We start from the raw sequence: 18157 nt of genomic DNA, 5'->3' as shown, positions 1-18157 counted from the left end.
ACACAACACCTCGAGGGGGTTGCGCTCGTTGATCGTGCGATCAACAATGGCGTCATGGACGTCATCACCGGCACACCGCAGCCGTCTCCCCTGCACGAGGACACCGGCCGCCCCCGACGCCGGGTGCGCGTCGGCCTCGTGCAGTCCCGGTGGCTCGAGGATCCCGCTGCCCACCGTGCCCAGCTCGCGGACGGCATCGCGACGGCAGCGGCGAACGGCGCCACCGCGGTGTTCCTCCCCGAACTGACGCTCTCGCGCTACCCGGGCGACACCCCCGCGACCGGTACACCGAAGGAATCGGCCGAGTCGCTCGAGGACGGCCCGACGGTCGCCTTCGCCCGCGCCCAGGCGGCGGAGCACGGGGTGTTCGTGCACGCCTCGCTGTACGAGCGCCCGGCCGCCGACGACCGGCCCGAGGACCCGCGCGGCTACAACACGGCCGTCCTCGTCGCCCCGGACGGCACGCTGGTCGGACGGACGCGCAAGACGCACATCCCGATCAGCGCCGGCTACTACGAGGACACCTACTTCCGCCCGGGCACCGACGCCGACGCCTTCCCGGTGTACGAGCCGGCCGGACTCGGCGCCCGTGTGGGCCTGCCGACCTGCTGGGACGAATGGTTCCCCGAGGTCGCGCGGTCGTACGGTCTCGCCGGCAGCGAGGTCCTCGCGTACCCGACGGCGATCGGGTCCGAGCCGTCGTTCCCCGCGTTCGACACCGCGCCGATCTGGCGGCAGGTCATCGTGGCGAACGGCATCACCTCGGGGCAGTTCATGGTGGTCCCGAACCGCTGGGGCGACGAGGGCGACATCACCTTCTACGGCTCCTCGTTCATCTCCGACCCGTTCGGCCGCGTCCTCGTCGAGGCACCGCGGGACGCGAGTGTCGTGCTCGTCGCGGACCTCGACCTCGACGCCCGCACGGAGTGGCTCCGGCTCTTCCCCTTCTACGTCACGCGCCGCCCGGACCTGTACGGCACGCTCGTCGCCCCCGTCGACGAGGAACGCCACGCGTACGGCGCACGCGACGCGATCGACGCGGCCATCGCCGTGGCGGCGACCCCCACCGGACGCGAGGTGCGCGCATGACGTGGGCCATGCCTCCCGAGACCGCCCCGCAGGAACGCACCTGGATGGCGTTCCCGCGGCCCGGGCTGACGCTCGGCGACGACCCGGCGAGCGCCGAGGCGGCGCGTACCGTCTGGGCGGCGACCGCGAACGCGATCAGCGAGTACCAGGCCGTCACCGTGGTCGTCGACCCGGTCGCGCGCGACGACGCCCGACGCCTCCTGTCCGGCGCCGTGGACGTGCTCGAGGCGCCCCTCGACGACTTCTGGATGCGCGACATCGGTCCGACGTTCGTGGTCGACGACGTGACCGGGGCCCGTGGCGCGGTGGACTGGGTCTTCAACGGCTGGGGTGCGAACCCGTGGTCGACGTGGACGCGCGACGCCGAGGTCGCCGCCACCGTCGCCGCGGCCGCCGGTGTGGAACGGATCCCGTCGCTGCTCGTGAACGAGGGCGGGGCGATCCACGTCGACGGGACCGGGCGCGTCCTCGTCACCGAGACTGTCCAGCTCGATCCCCGCCGGAACCCCTACGCCGACCGCGCGCGGGTGGAGCAGGAGCTGGCACGGACGATCGGCGCGACCGACGTGGTCTGGCTGCCCCGTGGCCTCACCCGCGACTACGACGGCTTCGGTACCCGGGGGCACGTCGACATGGTGGCGACATTCGCCGGCGCCGCGATGGACACCGTCCTGCTGCACGCCCAGCCGGACCCCGGCCACCCGGACCACCTCGTGATGCCGATCGTCCGACGGGCGATCGAGAAGGCGACGGACGCCACCATCGTCGAGCTGCCCGCACCCGCGACGCTCGCCGACGCCGACGGACCCGTCGACTGGAACTACGTGAACCACGTCGTGGTGAACGGCGCGGTGATCGCGTGCGGGTTCGGGGAGCCGGCGGCGGACGAGCGGGCGCGGGGGATCCTCGCGGACGTGTACCCGGGGCGGGGAGGTGCGGACGATCGATGCGCGCGAGGTGTTCGCGCGGGGCGGTGGGCTGCACTGCATCACGCAGCAGGAGCCCGCGGCTCAGTAGACGTCAGGCCGCCGGCGCCCCGAGCCCCACCCGCGGCTGCAACCAGTCGAGCCCCGCGGCGAGCGCCGCCCGCGCCGTCACCCAGCTGTGCCGCCCACCCGGCACGACCCACGTGGCGACGTGCATCCCCGCTGCCCGCGCCCGCTCGGCCATCACGGGCATCACGGGCCCGTAGGTGGTGTCGAGGGCCCCGGCCGCGAAGAACGCGTTCGAGTCCCGGAACGGCGCACCGGCGCGCAGCAGTGCCGCCGGCTGCGCAGCCGCCCACGCCGCCCGGTTCCCGGCGAACCCCTCGTCGACGGTCTTCGTCTCGCTGCCGAGCGTGGGACCGTCCTCGCCGGAGACGTCGATGAGGTTGCCGAACCGCGAGGTGTCCCCCGCCCCGAGCTGGATCGCGCACGTCCCACCCTGCGAGAACCCGCCGATGGTCCACGCGGAGGCCGCGGTCTGCACCCGCAGATGGCTCGTCACCCACGCCGGGACGTCCTCGGTGAGGTAGGTCCGGCTGTTGCCGAGCGCCCCGTCGACGCACATCGGGTTCGCCGACCGCGGGCCGAGCTGGTCGGGGACGACCACGATCGGTGCGAGGCCGCGGTCGACGGTCGCGAGTGCGTCCATCGTCTGCTCGATCGACCCGCCGGTCTGCACGTCCTCGGGACCGGCCCCGCGGGACTGGCCGGACAGGAGCACGTCGACGGGCAGCGCCGGTGGGTCGGCGGTGAGCGCGGCCGGGGGCAGGTACAGCAGGGCCTGGCGTGCGACGAAGTGCGATCGCGTGGCCGGGATGGTCACCCGGAGCAGCCGCCCCTGCGTCGGCAGGTCGGCCGGTGCGGTCCACGTCCTCGCCAGGTCGACGCTCGCCGGCGCGGGAGTGGACCCGGGCGCCTCGGCAGCGGGGATCCCGCCGGCCGCGGTCGCGATCGGGGCGTGCGCAGAGGGGCGGACGCTCGGCACGGTCGTCGCGCGGGCCGTGGAGGCGCGGCTCGGCTCCGCAGCGACGGCCCGCCCGGCAGCGGCGGAGCCCGTCCCACCCGCACCGGTCGCGTGGGCGACGCCCCACCCACCGGCCGCGCCGAGCGCGAGGCCGACCACCAGCCCCGCGGCGATCAACCCTCGTGTCCGTGTCATCGGTCGTCCTCGTCCGTCGGCGTCCGGCCCGGTGCCGGTCGTGCCGAGCCGATCGTAGGGAGCCGTGCCGGGAGTGCGCCCGCGGTTCCGGCCCCGTGGCTGAGCATCTTCCCGGCCGGTCCCAGGCTCCGATCGGCAAGCGACACCGCGTACATCCCTGCGTCGCATCGTGTACTCCGTGGCGGGTCCGACGCTGCCCGCGGCGTCGGTATCGTCAGCGGATCGGTCCACCCGATCAGGTCCGCGCACCGCCGCGCGGACCCCGGCCCCCGCAGCTCCGGCTGCGAGCAGGAGGAACTCCCCATGGCGTCACCGACCATCGTCACCGCCCCGCCCGGCACCGCGCGCGGTGGGTCCCTGAAGCGGAGTCTCGGGCTGTGGGCGATCGTCGGACTCGGCCTCGGGTACATGACGCCGACCGTGGTGTTCGACACCTTCGGCATCGTCTCCGGCGAGACGAACGGCGCCGTGCCGAGTGCGTACCTCATCGCGCTCGTGATCATGCTCCTGACGGCGATCAGCTACGGGAAGATGGTCCGCGTCTACCCGGCCGCGGGTTCGGCCTACACGTACGTGCGGGAGTCGATCCACCCGAACGCCGGCTTCATGGTCGGCTGGGCGTCCCTGCTCGACTACCTGCTGCTCCCGATGGTGAACGCGCTCATCATCCGTCTGTACCTCGAGCAGGTCTTCCCGGCACTGCCCGCGTGGGTGACGGTGGTCGTCTACACGCTGTTCGTCACGACGGTGATCTGCCTGTCGATGCGCGGGACGTCGAACCTCAACATGGTCCTGCTCATCGGGGCGATCCTCGCGATGATCGCGTTCGTCGTCTTCGCCGTGATCGAACTCGTCGAGGGTGCCGGTGCCGGCACGGTGGTCAGCGCCGAGCCCTTCGTGCACGACGGCGTGACGATGTCGGCGCTCCTCACCGGGGCGACCGTCGTGTGCTTCTCGTTCATCGGGTTCGACGCGGTGACGATGTACACGGAGGAGGCGAAGAGCATCCGCATCATGCCGAAGGCGATCCTGCTGACCGTCCTCATCGGCGGGCTCATCTTCCTCGTCTCGGCGTACTTCGCCCAGCTCCGCTTCCCGACCAACGCCCCGTTCGGCGAGTTCACCGACGACCCGCTGCCCCAGATCGGGCTGCTCGTCGGCGGCAAGGTGTTCCAGGCGATCCTCGTCGCCGCCGGGTTCGTCGCCGCACTCGCCTCGGGCCTGGCCTCGCACGCCAGCGTCGCCCGCATGCTGCTCGTGATGGGCCGCAACAACGTCCTGCCGAAGAAGGTCTTCGGGTACGTGAGCCCGAGGACCCGCACACCCATCCCGAACGTCGTCATCGTCGGGGCGGTCACGCTCCTCGCGATGACGTTCTCGCTCGACACCATCTCGGCGTACATCAACTTCGGCGCCCTCATCGCGTTCACGTTCGTCAACCTGACGGTCATCGTGCACTTCGCCTGGCGCGAGGGCCGCCGGCACACCGCCCGCGACCGGTTCACCTTCATCGTCCTCCCCGGGGTCGCGATGCTGCTGACCGGTGTTCTCTGGTCTCAGCTGCACGCCGACGCCCTCATCGCCGGCGGCGTCTGGGCCGCGATCGGCTTCGTGTACCTGCTGGTGATCACGAAGGGGTTCCGGATCCAGCCGAAGGGCTTCGACGAGAACCAGCCCGTCACCGGCGTCAACAAGCAGCTGACCGACCAGGTCTGAACCACACAGGAGACACGATGAACGACACGGGTACCGTCTACGCGGTCACCGACCCGGCCACAGGCCAGACCCTCGCCACGTTCCCGACGATCACCGACGAGGAGCTCCGCGCGGCGATCGACACCGCCGACCGCACGCACGCCCAGTGGTCGCGCACGAGTACCGTCGCCGACCGCGCCGCGCTGCTGCACCGCGTCGCCGAGCTGTACCGGGAGCGTCGGGACGACCTCGCCGCCACGATCGTCCGCGAGATGGCGAAGCCGATCGACCAGGCCGTGGGCGAGGTCGACTTCTGCGCCGACATCTACGACTACTACGCCGACCACGCCGAGGAGTTCCTCGCCGACCAGCCGATCACCCTGGCGGACGGCAGCGAGGGCAGTGCGTTCATCCGGAAGTCCTCGATCGGCGTCCTGCTCGGCATCATGCCGTGGAACTTCCCCGCGTACCAGATCGCCCGGTTCGCCGGTCCGAACCTCGTCATCGGCAACACCGTCCTGCTCAAGCACGCCCCGCAGTGCCCGGAGTCCGCACTCGCGATCGAGCAGGTCTTCCACGACGCGGGCTTCCCCGAGGGCGCGTACACGAACGTCTTCGCCACGAACGACCAGGCGGCCGACGTCATCGCCGACCCGCGCGTCCAGGGCGTCTCCCTCACCGGCTCCGCACGCGCCGGTGCCGCCGTCGCCGAGATCGCCGGCCGCAACCTCACCAAGGTCGTCCTCGAGCTCGGCGGCTCGGACCCGTTCATCCTGCTGTCGACCGACGACCTCGACGCCGTGGTCGAATCAGCCGTCGCCACCCGCCTCGAGGGCAACGGCCAGGTCTGCAACGCCGCGAAGCGCTTCCTCGTCGCCGACCACCTGTACGACGACTTCCTGGCGAAGTTCACCGACGCGATGGCCGCGGTCTCGCCCACCGACCCGACCACGCCCGGTGCCGAGCTCGGTCCGCTGTCCTCCCCCGCCGCTGCCGACCGGTTGCAGGAGCAGCTCGCAGCGGCCACCGCCCAGGGCGCCACCGTCGTCACCGGCGGCCAGCGTCAGGGGAACGCCTTCACCCCGACGGTCCTGACCGGCGTCACGCCCGACAACGACGCGTACCGCGAGGAGTTCTTCGGCCCCGTCGCCGCCGTCTACCGGGTCGAGGACGAGGACGCCGCGATCACGATCGCGAACGACACCCCGTACGGCCTCGGCTCGTACCTCTTCACGACCGACGCCGAGCAGGCACTGCGGGTCGCCGATCGCATCGAGGCCGGGATGGTCTACGTGAACATCGTCGGCGCGGACAGCCCGGAGCTCCCCTTCGGCGGCGTCAAGGCGAGCGGCTTCGGCCGCGAGCTCGGCCCGCTCGGGGCCGACGAGTTCGTCAACAAGAAGCTGATCCGCATCGGCGGCTGACACCCTGGACCCGGCCCACGGACGGACGGGAGGCGCGGTGCCGCCGGCACCGCGCCTCCCGTCCGTTATATAAGCGGGTGTATAGTCGTGGTCTGCACCCACGGAAGGAGCGGACACGATGACCGTCACGACGATCGACCTCGACCAGGCGGTGCTCGACACCGCCAAGGAGCTCACGGGCGCACGCACGAACCGCGACGTCGTGAACCGCGCGCTGCAGACGCTCATCGCGGTGCGGCGCCAGCCCGACGCCGTCGAGCGGATCGTGGGCCGGACGTTCACCGACGAACAGACGGGTGCCCCCGTCGAGCACTACTCCGCACCGGGAGTGCCCTCGGACGAGGCGTGAGCGCGTACATCGTCGACAACTCGGTGTGGTGGAAAGCCGGGCGTCATCCCGCCATCGCGACACGACTCCGTGCGGTGTCGACGCAGGACCTCATCCTCACGTGCCCGCCGCAGGTGCTCGAGTACTGCTTCTCCGCACGCGATGCGGCTGAGCATGCGGAGTTCCGACGCGACATGGAGGTGTTCTTCCCCGCCGAGGAGCACCCGAGCGCAGCCGACGTCCTCACGCTGCAGAGCGCACTGTGGAACGGCGGGTACGTCCGTGGCGCCGGAGCGGTCGACTCGCTGATCGCCGCGTACGCGATCGCGAACGAGGCGATCGTGCTCACGGCTGACCGCGACTACGACCACATCGCTGCCGTCGTGCCGGACTTCCGGCACGAGTACCTGCCGGAGCGGTGAGCGGGCGCGACCGCACTGCTCCCGCATGACGGGAGGCGCGGTGCCAGCCGGCACCGCGCCTCCCATCCGTCAGATGGTCGCCCGAGCGATCAGACCAGCGCCGTGAACGACGCGTCGCGCACCAGCACGGTCGACGCGTCGTCGCCGACGGCCTGGTCCGGGTCGCTCGACAGCCCGAGGGACCAGCGCCCGCCACCCGGCTTCTCCGGCAGGGTGAACTCGACGGTGGTCTCCGACGCGTTGAGCAGCACCGCCACGGTGTCGTCGCCCTGCTGCAGGACGAGCATGACCGCCCGGTTGCCGCCGTCCGCCCAGTCGGCGTCGTCGAATCCCTTCGCGTCGGCACGGAGCACGTCGACCGTGGACTCCGAGTCGCCGGGAGCCGTGCGGTACCACTCGGGACGCAGTGACACGTGCTCCCGACGGAAGGCGATCGCCTCGGTCGTGAAGGCCAGCAGGTCCCGGTCGGCCGCGGCCCAGTCGAACCACGAGATCTCGTCGTCCTGGCAGTAGGCGTTGTTGTTGCCGCCCTGCGACCGGGCGATCTCGTCGCCGCCGAGGATCATCGGGACGCCCGCCGAGAGCAGCAGCGTGCCGAGGAAGTTCCGGCGCTGCCGGTTGCGGTAGTCGTTCACCACGCCGTCGTCGGTCGGGCCCTCGACACCGCCGTTGAACGAGGTGTTGTCGCTCTCGCCGTCGTTGTTGTCCTCGCCGTTCGCCTCGTTGTGCTTCTCGGCGTACATCGTCAGGTCCGCCAGGGTGAAACCGTCGTGGGCGGTGACGAAGTCGACCGAGCACAGCGGGGAGCGCCGAGAGCCCTCGTAGACGTCCGGGCTGCCGAGCACGCGCTGCACGGCGTCACCGAGGGTGCCCGCGTCGCCGCGCCAGAACGCGCGCAGGTCGTCGCGGTACTTGCCGTTCCACTCCGACCAGTCCGCCGGGAAGCCGCCGACCTGGTAGCCGGCGGTGTCCCACGGCTCGGCGATCATCTTCACCTCGCGGAGCACCGGGTCCTGGTGGATGATGTCGAGGAACGCCGAGTGCTTCTCCGCCTCGCCGCCCTGACGGGTCAGCGTCGTCGCGAGGTCGAAGCGGAAGCCGTCGACGTGCATCTCCTCGACCCAGTACCGGAGCGAGTCCATGACGAGGCCGAGCGCCGCGGGGTGCGACACGTTGAGGCTGTTGCCCGTGCCGGTCGTGTCGAAGTAGTTCGCCTCGTCGCCCTCGACCAGTCGGTAGTACGACTCGTTGTCGATGCCCTTGAACGAGAGCGTCGGGCCCATGTGGTTGCCCTCGGCCGTGTGGTTGTAGACGACGTCCATGATGACCTCGAGGCCGGCGGCGTGCAGGGCCTGCACCATCGCCTTGAACTCGGCGACCTGCTGGCCGGCGGTGCCGGACGACGAGTACTCGTCGTGCGGGGCGAAGAACCCGATGCTGTTGTAGCCCCAGTAGTTGCGGAGGCCCTTGTCGGCGAGGGTCGAGTCCTGCACGAACTGGTGCGTCGGCAGCAGCTCGACGGCGGTCACCCCGAGGTCGGTGAGGTGCTTGATCGCCGCCGGGTGCGCGAGTCCGGCGTAGGTCCCGCGGATCTCCTCGGGCACGTCCGGGTGCTGCTTCGTGAAGCCCTTGACGTGGACCTCGTACACGACCGTGTCGGCGAGGGCCGTGCGGGGCCGCGCGTCGTCGCCCCAGTCGAAGTCGCGGTCGGCGACGACGGACTTCGGCATCGCAGCGGCCGAGTCGGTCTCGTCGATCTGGTCCGGGTGCTGCATGTCGTGGCCGAACAGCGCCTGGCCCCACTCGTACGTGCCGTCGACGGCGGTGGCGTACGGGTCGAGCAGCAGCTTCGCCGGGTTGTGACGGAGGCCCTTCGCCGGGTCCCATGCGCCGTGGACGCGGAAGCCGTAGCGGGTCCCCACGGTCACGTCCGGGACGACGTCGTGGAAGGTGTAGCCGGTGCGGTTCGTGAGCTCGGTGCGGTGTTCGGTGCCGTCCTCGTCGAACCGGCAGAACTCGACGCGCTCGGCGGTGCTGGAGAAGAGAGCGACGTTCGCGCCGCCGTCGACGAGTGTCACGCCGAGCGGGGTGCGGGAAGAAGTGGTCATGTCGTCGTTCTACCGGTCGGCGACTGTGTCCCCGGCTCGCCGACGTACCCCTTCCGGTTACCGGGGGCTCGACCCGAACTCGACGCCGACCTGGACGCCGGACACGAGGTCGACCAGCATCACCACCACGGGGGCGAGGCTCAGCGCAGCGCCGAGCACCAGTACGACCCGGTCGGGCCGGCGACGGAACCACGGCGTCCCGAGCAGCGCGAGGAACACGAGCCCGAGGCCGGGGAACAGACCGTTGCTCGCGAGTTGCACGATGGCCACGAGCGCGAGCAGCAGGGCGTGCTGGCCCGTCAGCCGGGTCGGCGCAGCAGGGCCGCTCCGGAGCGGGGTCGCGTTCGGGTCCACATCGCGATCGTAGTGCGAGCGGCACCGTCCACGCGTGGTGCGCAGCGCAACTCCGGTCCTAGGATCACCACGTGACCACCGGTGTCCCGCGCTCCCGCCCCGTCCTCGTGACCGCTGCCGTCGTGCTGTGGCTCGTGCTGTTCGCGTGCGACCTGGTCACACGGCTCGTGGACCTGCCCGGAACGGTGTCGTCCGGTGGCCCCTGGGGCCTCGTGCCGGTCGCCATCGGCCTGGCGATCCTCGGCTGGTTCGTGTTCGGTGCACTGCGCGTCGGCCGCGGCTCCGGACGCGCACGGTTCTGGATGGCGGTGCTCGGTGTGGTCGGAGCCATCAGCGCCCTCCTGCCGCCGTACGGACTCACCACCGCGAACGGCGTACTGGGTGCCGTCGCCGCGTTCTTGCCGTACCTGCCCGCTGCCCGCGGGTACTTCCCGCCACGCCAGCGCCCTGCTGCCCGGGTCGCGCAGCCGCGGGTGGTCGGTTGGGACCCGGACACCGGTGAACCCATCCGCGCCGCAGACTGACGAGGGCGCGGACCAGACGCTGTCCTGCTCCGGGTCCTTCGTGGCGACTGGACGAGGCGCAGGAGGACTGGAGGCGCGGTGCGAGCTGACACCGCGCCTCCCGTCCGTCAGCGGGTCGCGTCAGACCGCGATCCGGCCACCGTCCACCGGCAGGACCGCGCCGTGCACGAAGGAGGCCGCGTCGGTGGCGAGGAAGACGATCGCCTCGGCGATCTCCCCGGCCGTGCCCGGCCGTCCGGCCGGACCGGCAGCGGCGAGCTGGTCGAGGCTCTCGCCCATCGCCGCCGTGCCCTCGGTGCGGGTCGGACCGGGGCTCACGGCGTTGACGCGGACGCCGGCGGGGCCGAACTCAGCCGCCCACGACTTCGTCAGCAGGACGAGCGCCGCCTTCGTCGAGCCGTACAGCCCCATGCCGGCCGCACCGAACTCGGCGACCATCGTCGTGACGTTCACGATGGCGCCCGTGCCGCGCTCTGCCATGCCCGGAGCGAGCGCAGCGACCAGGAAGTACGGCGCCTTCACGTTGACGTCGTAGACCTCGTCGAAACCTTCCGAGGTGGTGTCAGCCGTCGCGCCGAAGGGGAAGATCCCGGCGCTGTTGACGAGCACGTCGACCCGGCCGTCCCCGATCGCGAGCGCCGCCTCGGCGAGCTCCTTCGCGCTGGCGGCGTCACGCAGGTCCGCCCGGACGAAGTCGGCCGTGCCACCGGCCGCACGGATCCCCCCTACGACCTCGTCACCTCGCTCGGCGTTCCGGCCGGAGACGACGACGTGCATCCCCTCCGCGGCGAGGCGTTCGGCGGTGGCGCGGCCGATGCCGCTGGTGGACCCGGTGACGAGGGCGGTGGTGGTCATGGTCGATGTCCTAACTGAACAGATCGGTTTGGTTGAATCGCTGGTAACTGTACAGATCAGTGCAGTAAAGTCAAAACATGTCCGACACGTCGACTTCCCGAACCCGCCGCCGACCCGCGTACGAGCGCGCGGTCGCCACGGCCGACCGGCTCTTCTACGAGCAGGGGATCCACGCGGTCGGGGTGGACCAGGTCGCTGCCGAGGCGGACATCTCGAAGGCGAGCCTCTACACGCACTTCCGGACGAAGGACGACCTCGTGCTCGGCTACCTGCAAGGACGGAGCCGGTCGTGGCAGGAGCACGTCGCCGCCGAGCTCCCCGGGCGCGGGAGCACGCCGCGCGACCGCGTCCTGGCGGTGTTCGACCTGCTCGGGGAGTGGTTCGTAGCCCCGGGCTACCGGGGCTGCCCGTTCATCAACGTCGAGGCGGAGTACGGCGCCGGGCACCCCACGCACGAGGTGACGCTCGAGCACCGCACGTGGGTCCGGGGACTCTTCACGTCACTGCTCGCGGAGGCCGACGCAGCCGATCCGGACGGCACGGCGCTGCAGCTCTGCCTGCTCTACGACGGCGCGATGGCGAGCGCGCAGGCTGATCCGTCGCGGCCCTGGGCAGCGGCGGCGCGGGCGGCTGCCGAACGGCTCGTCGGCGCCTGACCGGGCGGGATCCGCCGGACAGCACCCGGGGTCAGAGTCGACCCGGCACGAGACGCAGCCTCGGCGGCCGGAGCTGTGCCAGCGTGCTGTCGGCAGCGCACCGGTACCGGATGACGTCGTCGTCGATGGGGGCGGAAGCAGACCCGGCCGGAACCCACAGCAGCTCGTCCCGGTCGTCCCGACCGCACGGCCGGACCGCTGGGCGCTCGAGGATCGCCGTCCAGACCTCGGAGACCCGCTCGGCGGCCCGACTGTCCAACACGACGCGGAACCCTCCGGACTGCAGCGAATCCGTCCGCCCACGGCGCCGGAGCCGGATCGGCACGTCGAAGGCCGGCCACCGGTCGGAGGCGGCGAGGTGCTGCAGCCAATCGTCCACCGGGAGCCGGTCGATCCACCGGAAGGCGATGGTCGAGTTCGCAGCGACCACGGCCTGGTGGCGGTCGACGCCGTCCACCAGGAACACCCCCTGGTTCCGCAACGGGAACCGCACCTGCCGACGACGAAGTGCGTGTGCGGTCGCCAGCACCTCACGCGATGAGTGGTTGACGAGGCGTCCCGAGACCACCACCTCGACGTGCAGGCGCTCGTCACGTGCTCGTTGCGGCGAGACGCCCTCGCCCGGAACGAGGCCGGGGTCCGTCTGGGCGCCGGACTCCCAGACCTCGGTGTCGGTCGCCCACCGGTACGTGACCGCGTCGAGCACCATGTCGACGGTCGGTTGCCAGGAGCCGACTCACGCAGCGTGCCCGAGCTGGTTCTGCTGATCCGCCGCGCGCTTGGCCGCCCGACCCGCCCGCCATGCGACGACGGCAGACGCGACCGCCACCGGGACACTCACCGCCGCGGCCACCGCACTGATCGCCGCAGCGGTCGTCTCGTCCATGCCACGATCATCGCAGGGGCCGCCGACGCCGCGCGAGACGACCAGGGCGGACTACTGCGGGTCCGCCGGCTCGCCGCCCGAGTCGTGGTCGCTGTCCTGCTCCGGGTCCTTCGTGGCGTCGCCCGAGGGCGAGCCGTCCGGCAGGTCCTCGGTGTACTGCCGCTCGGCGTCGGTGGGGTCGCTGGTTCCGCTGGTGTCGCTCATGTCCCGGACCGTACGCGCGCTGCGTCCGGTGTCCGTCCAGGACGGGCGTCGGTCAGCGGACGAGCCGCACGGTGGAGCCGATCGGGCCGAAGCTCGACGTGGCGCCGTCCGGGACGAATCCGTTCCGTCGGTAGAAGGCGTGCGCACGCGGGTTGTCCTCGGCGACCCACAGCGATGCCGGACGGTCACCGAGGACCGCGTCGAGCAGCGCTTGACCGCTGCCGTCGCCGTGGGCGCGCCCGAGCACGTACAGCATCGTGAGTTCCTCGGGTCGGACGGCGTCGGGCTCGGTCGTCGCCTCCACCGCGGCGAAGCCGACGATCCCGTCAGCGCTGTCGGCCACCACGGTCGCGAACGTCCCCTGGGCGAGGTTCGCGCGCCACATGTCGAGTCGCCGGCCGAGGTCGAACCACGGGTCGGTGTCCGGGTCGTCCACGAACCGGCCGTAGGTCTCGCGCCATGATGCGGTGTGCACCCTGGCGATGCCCTCGGCGTCGGCGGTCGTCGCCGGGCGGATCGTCACGGCCTCGTCGTGCGGGTCTCCCATGGGACGACCGTACCGGCAGCGCAGGGAGGCCGACCCGGACCGTAGGCTCGCCTCGTGCACCGACGCATCCGCTTCGCCCGACCTGAGGACGCTCCCGCGATCGAGCAGATCGAGAACGAGGCCGACCGGCTGTTCGACGACCGCTTCCGTCCGGAGACGTGGCCTCCGGCACCGACCGGCACCGAGCGGCTCGCCGAGCCGGGCTTCCTGCTGGTCGTCGAGGGCGACGACGGCGGGCCGGCGGGTTTCGTCCACGTGCTCGAGCGGGACGGCGTCTGCCACCTGGAGCAGCTCTCGGTGACGCCCGGACACGCGCGGCAGGGTCTCGGTCGAGCGCTGGTCGAGGCGGCGAAGGACGAGGCCCGAGCGCGCGGTCACGAGGCCATCACGCTCCGGACCTACGCGGACGTGCCCTGGAACGCCCCCTTCTACGCGACCGCCGGGTTCGTCGAGCAAGCACCGTCGTCGCCGTTCGACGACGGGCTGGTGGCGACCGAGGCACGGCTCGGGCTCGACCGGTACGCTCGCCGCGTCCAGATGGTCGCCTCCCTGACGGAGGCGGACGGCCTGGACCCACACCGATGACGGACGGGAGGCGCGGTGCCAGCCCGCACCGCGCCTCCCGTCCGTCTCGGCGTGGGTCTACTGCACCGCCGGCTGCGGCAACGAGGCGAGGATCTCGGCCGCCGCTTCGCGGCCCATCCGCACCGCCCCGTCCACGTGCTGGTACCCGTGCCCGGCGAGGTCGCTCGACGCGAACCGGATCGGGCCGACGGCAGCGCGCTGATCGGCGCCGTACCGGACGAGGCCGCCCAGGTCGAAGCTCGCCGCGTAGGCGCCACGGGTCCACTCCTCGGTACCCCAGTCGCTCTCGTAGTAGACGACCGGTCGGCGCGCCTCGTCGCCGTAGTAGTGCGCGAGCGAGTCGAGCACGCGGGCCTTGCGCTCCTCGGCCGAGAGGGCGAAGACGTCGTCGGCGTGCTGGTCGGACACGAATCCGACGAGCGTGCCCTGCTCCTGCCCGTACGAGGTGTTGTCGTACGCCTCGTGCACGAGCTCGTACGGGCTGAACGCGGTGCCGGACAGCCCGGCGCCGCGCCAGAACGGCCGGTCGTAGACGGCGTGCACCTTGATGACGAACCCCATCGACAGGTGCTGGTGCAGCTGGTGCTGGCGACGCGGCAGCGGCGGCTCGTACGAGATGCGGGAGTACAGGGGCGGCGGGACGGCCACGAGTGCCTGGCGAGCGCGGACCTCGATGCCGCCGTCGGCGAGCGCTGTGACGCCCTCGTCGTCCCAGCGCAGGGTGCGCACCGGGGCGTTCAGGTGGACGTCCGCACCGAGCCGGGCGGCGAGCCGCTCGGACACCTGCTGCATGCCGCCGACGACGCGCTTGTCGAGGATGAAGTCGGCGTCGACGAGGTTCGAGAAGCTCCCGGCCGAGGCGGCCATGAGCAGGGCCTGCAGCGCCGAGAAGGCGTGTGCGGGCTTGGTCAGCATGGCGCCGGCGATGAAGAGCTCGACGTTGTCGGTCGCGACCCGGTCGTCGCTCAGCGTGTGCAGCCAGGCGCGGAACGAGGTCTCGTCGAGCGCGGCGGCGTGGGGCGCTTCCCAGGGGCGTGCCGGGTCGACCGTCGCCACGTACTCGTCGACGACGGCGACGAGCCGTTCGATCTCGGCGGCGGTGGCCTCCGGGAGCGGGAAGATGTCGCCGGTGTACTCGGTGCGGGTGCCGTGCTCGTCGATGTAGACGCTGGAGCCCTCGCGGTAGCGGTCGTACGTCTCGAGTCCGAGTTCGTCGAGGGTCTCGAGCAGGGCGGTCTGGTCCGGGGAGACCCACTGGCCGCCGATCTCGAGGGTGACGCCCTCGATGTCGTTGGTCCACGTGCGGCCACCGACGCGGTCGCGGGCCTCGAGCACGGCCACGCGCTTCCCCTCGGCGACGAGGCGGTTCGCGGCGATGAGGCCGGTGACCCCGGCGCCGATGACGACGACGTCCTTCTCGATGGTCATCGCTGCGCTCCCTTCGTGCGCCCGAACGGGTCGGGCGTCAGCGTGTACATGGTCTCGAGGTACTCGGCGATGCCCTCGCCGCCGCCCTCGCGTCCGAGGCCGGACTGCTTGACCCCGCCGAACGGTGCCGACGCGTTCGAGACGACGCCGGTGTTGAGCCCCAGCATGCCCGTCTCGAGCCGTTCCGTGAGGCGCTGTCCGCGCGCGGGGTCCTCGGTGAACGCGTAGCCGACGAGGCCGTACTCGGTGTCGTTCGCCGCGTCGATCGCCTCGTCCTCGGTCGAGAACGTCCGGATCGCCAGGACCGGTCCGAAGATCTCGTCGCGGAGCAGGTCGCTGCCGGGCTGCACGTCGGTGATCACGGTGGGCGCGTAGAACGTGCCGGGGCCGTCGACGGGGTGGCCGCCGGTCCGGAGGGTCGCTCCGCGGTCGAGGGCGTCGGTGACGAGTCGGTGCGCCTTGTCGACGGCGCGCTGGTCGATGAGCGGGCCGATGGCAACGCCGTCCTCGGTCCCGCGGCCGACGGACATGGCCGCGACGCGGTCGGTGAGGCGGCTGGCGAACTCCTCGGCGACGTCCTCGTGCACGAGGAACCGGTTGGCCGCGGTGCACGCCTGCCCGGTGTTCCGGAACTTCGCGGCGAGCGCCCCCTCGACGGCGAGGTCGAGGTCCGCGTCGGCGAACACGAGGAACGGGGCGTTGCCGCCGAGCTCCATGCTCGTCCGCAGCACGTTCTGCGCCGCCTGGGCGAGGAGGGTCCGGCCGACCGGCGTCGATCCCGTGAACGACAGCTTCCGGAGTCGCGGGTCGGCGATGATCGGCTCGGACAGCGCACCGGCGTGCGTGGTGGGCACGACGTTGACGACCCCGGCCGGCACGCCCGCCTCGACCAGCAGGTCGGCGAACAGCAGGGTGGTGAGCGGGGTGAGTTCGGCGGGCTTCACGACGACCGTGCACCCGGCGGCGAGCGCGGGGGCGATCTTGCGGGTGGCCATCGCGAGGGGGAAGTTCCACGGGGTGATGAGGAACGCCGGGCCGACGGGCTTGTGGCTGACGATCGCACGGCCGGTGCCCTCGGGGTTGGTGCCGTAGGAGCCGCCGATGCGGACGGCCTCCTCGGAGAACCAGCGGAGGAACTCACCGCCGTAGGTGACCTCGCCGTTCGCCTCGGCGAGCGGCTTCCCCATCTCCAGCGTCATGAGGAGGGCGAAGTCGGCGCGGCGTTCCTGGAGCAGGTCGAAGGCGCGGCGCAGGACCTCGGCTCGCTCGCGCGGCGGAGTCGTCGCCCAGCCGTGCTTCGCCGCTTCGGCGGCGTCGAGGGCCGCGACACCGTCTTCGGGGGTTGCGTCGGCGATCTCGAGGAGCGTCTCTCCGGTGGCGGGGTCGACGACGCCGAACGTGCCGCCGTCGGCTGCCGGTCGCCAGGTGCCGTCGACCAGGAGGCCCGTGGGGACCTTCGCGAGCAGCTCGCGTTCGGCGTCGGTGCGCTGGGTGGCCTGCTGGGTGGTCTGCTGGCTGGTCTGCTGGGTGTCGGTCATGCTGCTGCGAGTCCTTCCAGGACGATGTCGAGCCCCTCGTGGAGCAGGTCGTCGTCGATCGCGAGCGGGGGGAGGAAGCGGAGGACGTTGCCGTACGTCCCCGCGGTGAGGGCGATCACGCCGTGCTCGTACGCGTACCGTACGACCCGTCCGGTGAGCGCGGCGTCGGGTTCCCCGGTCGCCGGGTCGACGAGTTCGATCGCGATCATGGCGCCGCGGCCACGGACGTCGCCGATGCGGGGGTCGGTCGCCTGTGCGGTGCGGAGTCGTCCGAGCAGCACGTCGCCGATCTCGGCAGCGCGCTCGACCAGGCCGTCGTGCTGGAAGGCGTGGATCGCGGCGAGTGCTGCGGCGCACGCGACGGGGTTGCCGCCGTAGGTGCCGCCGAGTCCGCCGACGTGGGCGGAGTCCATGATCTCGGCGCGCCCGGTGACGGCGGAGAGCGGCATCCCGCCGGCCATGCCCTTGGCGGTGGTGACGATGTCGGGGACGATGCCCTCGTGCTCGCTCGCGAACATGGCGCCGGTGCGGGCGAACCCGGTCTGCACCTCGTCGGCGATGAACACGACGTCGTTCGCGGTGGTCCACTCCGAGAGCGCGGCGAGGAACCCGGGTGCCGGGACGACGAAGCCGCCCTCGCCCTGGATCGGCTCGACGAGCACCGCGGCGGTGTTCTCCGCGCCGACCTGCTTCTCGATCTGGCTGATCGCCCGCTTCGCCGCCTCGGCACCGGACAGTCCGCCGTCGCGGAACGGGTACGACATCGGGACGCGGTACACCTCGGGCGCGAAGGGACCGAAGCCGTTCTTGTACGGCTGGTTCTTCGCGGTGAGCGCCATCGTGAGGTTCGTCCGCCCGTGGTAGGCGTGGTCGAACACCACGATCGCCTGCCGACCGGTGTGCTTGCGGGCGATCTTCACCGCGTTCTCGACCGCCTCGGCCCCGGAGTTGAAGAGCGCGCTCCGCTTCTCGTGGTCGCCGGGGGTGAGCCGGTTGAGCGCCTCGGCGACCTCGACGTACCCGTCGTAGGCGGCGATGGTGAAGCAGGTGTGCGTGAACGCCTGGACCTGCTGCTGCACGGCGTCGACCACGCCCGGGTGCGCGTTGCCGACACTCGTCACCGCGATCCCGGAGCCGAGGTCGACGAACGAGTTGCCGTCCGCGTCGACGACCACGCCGCCACCGGCCGCGACGACGGCGATCGGTACCGCGACCCCGACGCCGGACGCCACGGCGGCGGCCTTGCGTTCGAAGAGCGCTCGGGAGCGGGGGCCCGGCACCTCCGTGACGAGCCGCCGTTCCTGGGGCAGCGAGGGGCCGCCCGCGGCGGCGCTGGTCGAGGGTGCGACGGTGGAGGACATGCCGCGAT

19 protein-coding genes and 1 pseudogene are annotated in these 18157 nt (G+C 71.8%); 9 read left to right on the top strand and 11 right to left on the bottom strand.

The genetic code is table 11. The features are described from left to right. Nucleotides 1-54 precede the first annotated feature (54 nt). Both QE359_RS03805 and QE359_RS03800 read left to right on the top strand, forming a co-directional pair. Entirely contained in the window at nucleotides 55-1089 is a 1035-nt protein-coding gene (locus tag QE359_RS03805) for a nitrilase-related carbon-nitrogen hydrolase (protein ID WP_309777688.1), read from the top strand. Next, nucleotides 1086-2106: pseudogene (locus QE359_RS03800) on the top strand (agmatine/peptidylarginine deiminase). The gene QE359_RS03805 and the pseudogene QE359_RS03800 overlap by 4 nt, the downstream one beginning before the upstream one ends. Before the next feature lie 3 nt (nucleotides 2107-2109). On the opposite strand, the gene QE359_RS03795 reads toward QE359_RS03800, so the two are convergent. Beyond that, a complete protein-coding gene (locus QE359_RS03795; protein WP_309777686.1) occupies nucleotides 2110-3234 on the bottom strand; it encodes an alpha/beta hydrolase-fold protein in 1125 nt (374 codons plus the stop codon). Nucleotides 3235-3537: 303 nt separating this feature from the next. Here QE359_RS03795 and QE359_RS03790 point away from each other — a divergent pair, with 303 nt between their 5' ends. From QE359_RS03790 to QE359_RS03775, 4 genes are all read left to right on the top strand, one after another. Then, nucleotides 3538-4950 (top strand): APC family permease, encoded by a 1413-nt coding sequence (locus QE359_RS03790; protein ID WP_309777684.1) that lies wholly within the window; start codon nucleotides 3538-3540, stop codon nucleotides 4948-4950. A 17-nt stretch (nucleotides 4951-4967) separates the two neighbouring features. Beyond that, on the top strand, nucleotides 4968-6353 hold the full coding sequence (locus tag QE359_RS03785; RefSeq protein ID WP_309777683.1) for an NAD-dependent succinate-semialdehyde dehydrogenase: 1386 nt from the start codon (nucleotides 4968-4970) through the stop codon (nucleotides 6351-6353). A 118-nt stretch (nucleotides 6354-6471) separates the two neighbouring features. Next, nucleotides 6472-6702 (top strand): type II toxin-antitoxin system VapB family antitoxin, encoded by a 231-nt coding sequence (locus QE359_RS03780; RefSeq protein ID WP_261645853.1) that lies wholly within the window; start codon nucleotides 6472-6474, stop codon nucleotides 6700-6702. After that, nucleotides 6699-7103 carry a PIN domain-containing protein gene (locus tag QE359_RS03775; RefSeq protein WP_309777681.1) on the top strand — a complete coding sequence of 135 codons (405 nt, stop codon included), beginning with the start codon at nucleotides 6699-6701 and terminating at the stop codon, nucleotides 7101-7103. Before QE359_RS03780 ends, QE359_RS03775 begins: the two co-directional genes overlap by 4 nt. An 89-nt stretch (nucleotides 7104-7192) precedes the next feature. Here QE359_RS03775 and glgX read toward each other — a convergent pair whose 3' ends face one another. Then, the gene (glgX, locus tag QE359_RS03770; RefSeq protein WP_309777679.1) at nucleotides 7193-9211 is read right to left on the bottom strand and encodes a glycogen debranching protein GlgX; all 2019 of its coding nucleotides are present in this window, start codon (nucleotides 9209-9211) and stop codon (nucleotides 7193-7195) included. Nucleotides 9212-9268: 57 nt separating this feature from the next. After that, on the bottom strand, nucleotides 9269-9565 hold the full coding sequence (locus QE359_RS03765; RefSeq protein WP_309777677.1) for a hypothetical protein: 297 nt from the start codon (nucleotides 9563-9565) through the stop codon (nucleotides 9269-9271). Nucleotides 9566-9636: 71 nt separating this feature from the next. On the opposite strand from QE359_RS03765, the gene QE359_RS03760 reads away from it, so the two are divergent. Further along, a complete protein-coding gene (locus tag QE359_RS03760; RefSeq protein WP_309777674.1) occupies nucleotides 9637-10089 on the top strand; it encodes a hypothetical protein in 453 nt (150 codons plus the stop codon). 120 nt (nucleotides 10090-10209) lie between these two features. On the opposite strand, the gene QE359_RS03755 is transcribed toward QE359_RS03760, so the two are convergent. Next, nucleotides 10210-10944, bottom strand: coding sequence for an SDR family oxidoreductase (locus QE359_RS03755; RefSeq protein WP_309777672.1), 735 nt, complete (start codon nucleotides 10942-10944; stop codon nucleotides 10210-10212). Nucleotides 10945-11021: 77 nt separating this feature from the next. On the opposite strand from QE359_RS03755, the gene QE359_RS03750 reads away from it, so the two are divergent. Continuing rightward, nucleotides 11022-11600 carry a TetR/AcrR family transcriptional regulator gene (locus QE359_RS03750; RefSeq protein ID WP_309777670.1) on the top strand — a complete coding sequence of 193 codons (579 nt, stop codon included), beginning with the start codon at nucleotides 11022-11024 and terminating at the stop codon, nucleotides 11598-11600. Nucleotides 11601-11631: 31 nt separating this feature from the next. On the opposite strand, the gene QE359_RS03745 is transcribed toward QE359_RS03750, so the two are convergent. The 4 genes from QE359_RS03745 to QE359_RS03730 are packed head-to-tail and all read right to left on the bottom strand — an operon-like array spanning nucleotide 11632 to nucleotide 13237. After that, entirely contained in the window at nucleotides 11632-12309 is a 678-nt protein-coding gene (locus QE359_RS03745; protein ID WP_309777668.1) for a hypothetical protein, read from the bottom strand. 27 nt (nucleotides 12310-12336) lie between these two features. Continuing rightward, nucleotides 12337-12486, bottom strand: coding sequence for a hypothetical protein (locus tag QE359_RS03740; RefSeq protein ID WP_309777666.1), 150 nt, complete (start codon nucleotides 12484-12486; stop codon nucleotides 12337-12339). 51 nt (nucleotides 12487-12537) lie between these two features. After that, a complete protein-coding gene (locus tag QE359_RS03735) occupies nucleotides 12538-12690 on the bottom strand; it encodes a hypothetical protein (protein ID WP_175475652.1) in 153 nt (50 codons plus the stop codon). Between the two features lie 52 nt (nucleotides 12691-12742). Continuing rightward, nucleotides 12743-13237 carry a GNAT family N-acetyltransferase gene (locus QE359_RS03730; protein WP_309777664.1) on the bottom strand — a complete coding sequence of 165 codons (495 nt, stop codon included), beginning with the start codon at nucleotides 13235-13237 and terminating at the stop codon, nucleotides 12743-12745. A gap of 54 nt (nucleotides 13238-13291) precedes the next feature. On the opposite strand from QE359_RS03730, the gene QE359_RS03725 reads away from it, so the two are divergent. Then, nucleotides 13292-13822 (top strand): GNAT family N-acetyltransferase, encoded by a 531-nt coding sequence (locus tag QE359_RS03725; protein WP_309777663.1) that lies wholly within the window; start codon nucleotides 13292-13294, stop codon nucleotides 13820-13822. A 57-nt stretch (nucleotides 13823-13879) separates the two neighbouring features. Here QE359_RS03725 and QE359_RS03720 read toward each other — a convergent pair whose 3' ends face one another. From QE359_RS03720 to gabT, 3 genes are read right to left on the bottom strand one after another with little or no spacing between them, the layout of a single operon-like run. After that, entirely contained in the window at nucleotides 13880-15250 is a 1371-nt protein-coding gene (locus QE359_RS03720; protein WP_309777661.1) for an NAD(P)/FAD-dependent oxidoreductase, read from the bottom strand. Next, nucleotides 15247-16788 (bottom strand): NAD-dependent succinate-semialdehyde dehydrogenase, encoded by a 1542-nt coding sequence (locus QE359_RS03715; RefSeq protein WP_309777658.1) that lies wholly within the window; start codon nucleotides 16786-16788, stop codon nucleotides 15247-15249. Before QE359_RS03715 ends, QE359_RS03720 begins: the two co-directional genes overlap by 4 nt. Continuing rightward, nucleotides 16785-18149, bottom strand: coding sequence for a 4-aminobutyrate--2-oxoglutarate transaminase (gene gabT, locus QE359_RS03710; protein WP_309777657.1), 1365 nt, complete (start codon nucleotides 18147-18149; stop codon nucleotides 16785-16787). Before gabT ends, QE359_RS03715 begins: the two co-directional genes overlap by 4 nt. Nucleotides 18150-18157: the final 8 nt, after the last annotated feature.

This window comes from Curtobacterium sp. SORGH_AS_0776 (assembly GCF_031453355.1).
In the GTDB taxonomy this organism is placed as follows: Bacteria; Actinomycetota; Actinomycetes; order Actinomycetales; family Microbacteriaceae; genus Curtobacterium.
This window is presented reverse-complemented; position numbering and strand designations above follow the sequence as displayed.

Excerpts from the sequence above, each read along its gene's own strand:
- QE359_RS03805 (WP_309777688.1), top strand. The coding sequence starts at position 55 with ATGGACGTCATCACCGGCACACCGCAGCCGTCTCCCCTGCACGAGGAC.
- QE359_RS03795 (WP_309777686.1), bottom strand. The coding sequence starts at position 3,234 with ATGACACGGACACGAGGGTTGATCGCCGCGGGGCTGGTGGTCGGCCTC.
- QE359_RS03790 (WP_309777684.1), top strand. The coding sequence starts at position 3,538 with ATGGCGTCACCGACCATCGTCACCGCCCCGCCCGGCACCGCGCGCGGT.
- QE359_RS03785 (WP_309777683.1), top strand. The coding sequence starts at position 4,968 with ATGAACGACACGGGTACCGTCTACGCGGTCACCGACCCGGCCACAGGC.
- QE359_RS03780 (WP_261645853.1), top strand. The coding sequence starts at position 6,472 with ATGACCGTCACGACGATCGACCTCGACCAGGCGGTGCTCGACACCGCC.
- glgX (WP_309777679.1), bottom strand. The coding sequence starts at position 9,211 with ATGACCACTTCTTCCCGCACCCCGCTCGGCGTGACACTCGTCGACGGC.
- QE359_RS03755 (WP_309777672.1), bottom strand. The coding sequence starts at position 10,944 with ATGACCACCACCGCCCTCGTCACCGGGTCCACCAGCGGCATCGGCCGC.
- QE359_RS03750 (WP_309777670.1), top strand. The coding sequence starts at position 11,022 with ATGTCCGACACGTCGACTTCCCGAACCCGCCGCCGACCCGCGTACGAG.
- QE359_RS03745 (WP_309777668.1), bottom strand. The coding sequence starts at position 12,309 with ATGGTGCTCGACGCGGTCACGTACCGGTGGGCGACCGACACCGAGGTC.
- QE359_RS03740 (WP_309777666.1), bottom strand. The coding sequence starts at position 12,486 with ATGGACGAGACGACCGCTGCGGCGATCAGTGCGGTGGCCGCGGCGGTG.
- QE359_RS03735 (WP_175475652.1), bottom strand. The coding sequence starts at position 12,690 with ATGAGCGACACCAGCGGAACCAGCGACCCCACCGACGCCGAGCGGCAG.
- QE359_RS03730 (WP_309777664.1), bottom strand. The coding sequence starts at position 13,237 with ATGGGAGACCCGCACGACGAGGCCGTGACGATCCGCCCGGCGACGACC.
- QE359_RS03720 (WP_309777661.1), bottom strand. The coding sequence starts at position 15,250 with ATGACCATCGAGAAGGACGTCGTCGTCATCGGCGCCGGGGTCACCGGC.
- QE359_RS03715 (WP_309777658.1), bottom strand. The coding sequence starts at position 16,788 with ATGACCGACACCCAGCAGACCAGCCAGCAGACCACCCAGCAGGCCACC.
- gabT (WP_309777657.1), bottom strand. The coding sequence starts at position 18,149 with ATGTCCTCCACCGTCGCACCCTCGACCAGCGCCGCCGCGGGCGGCCCC.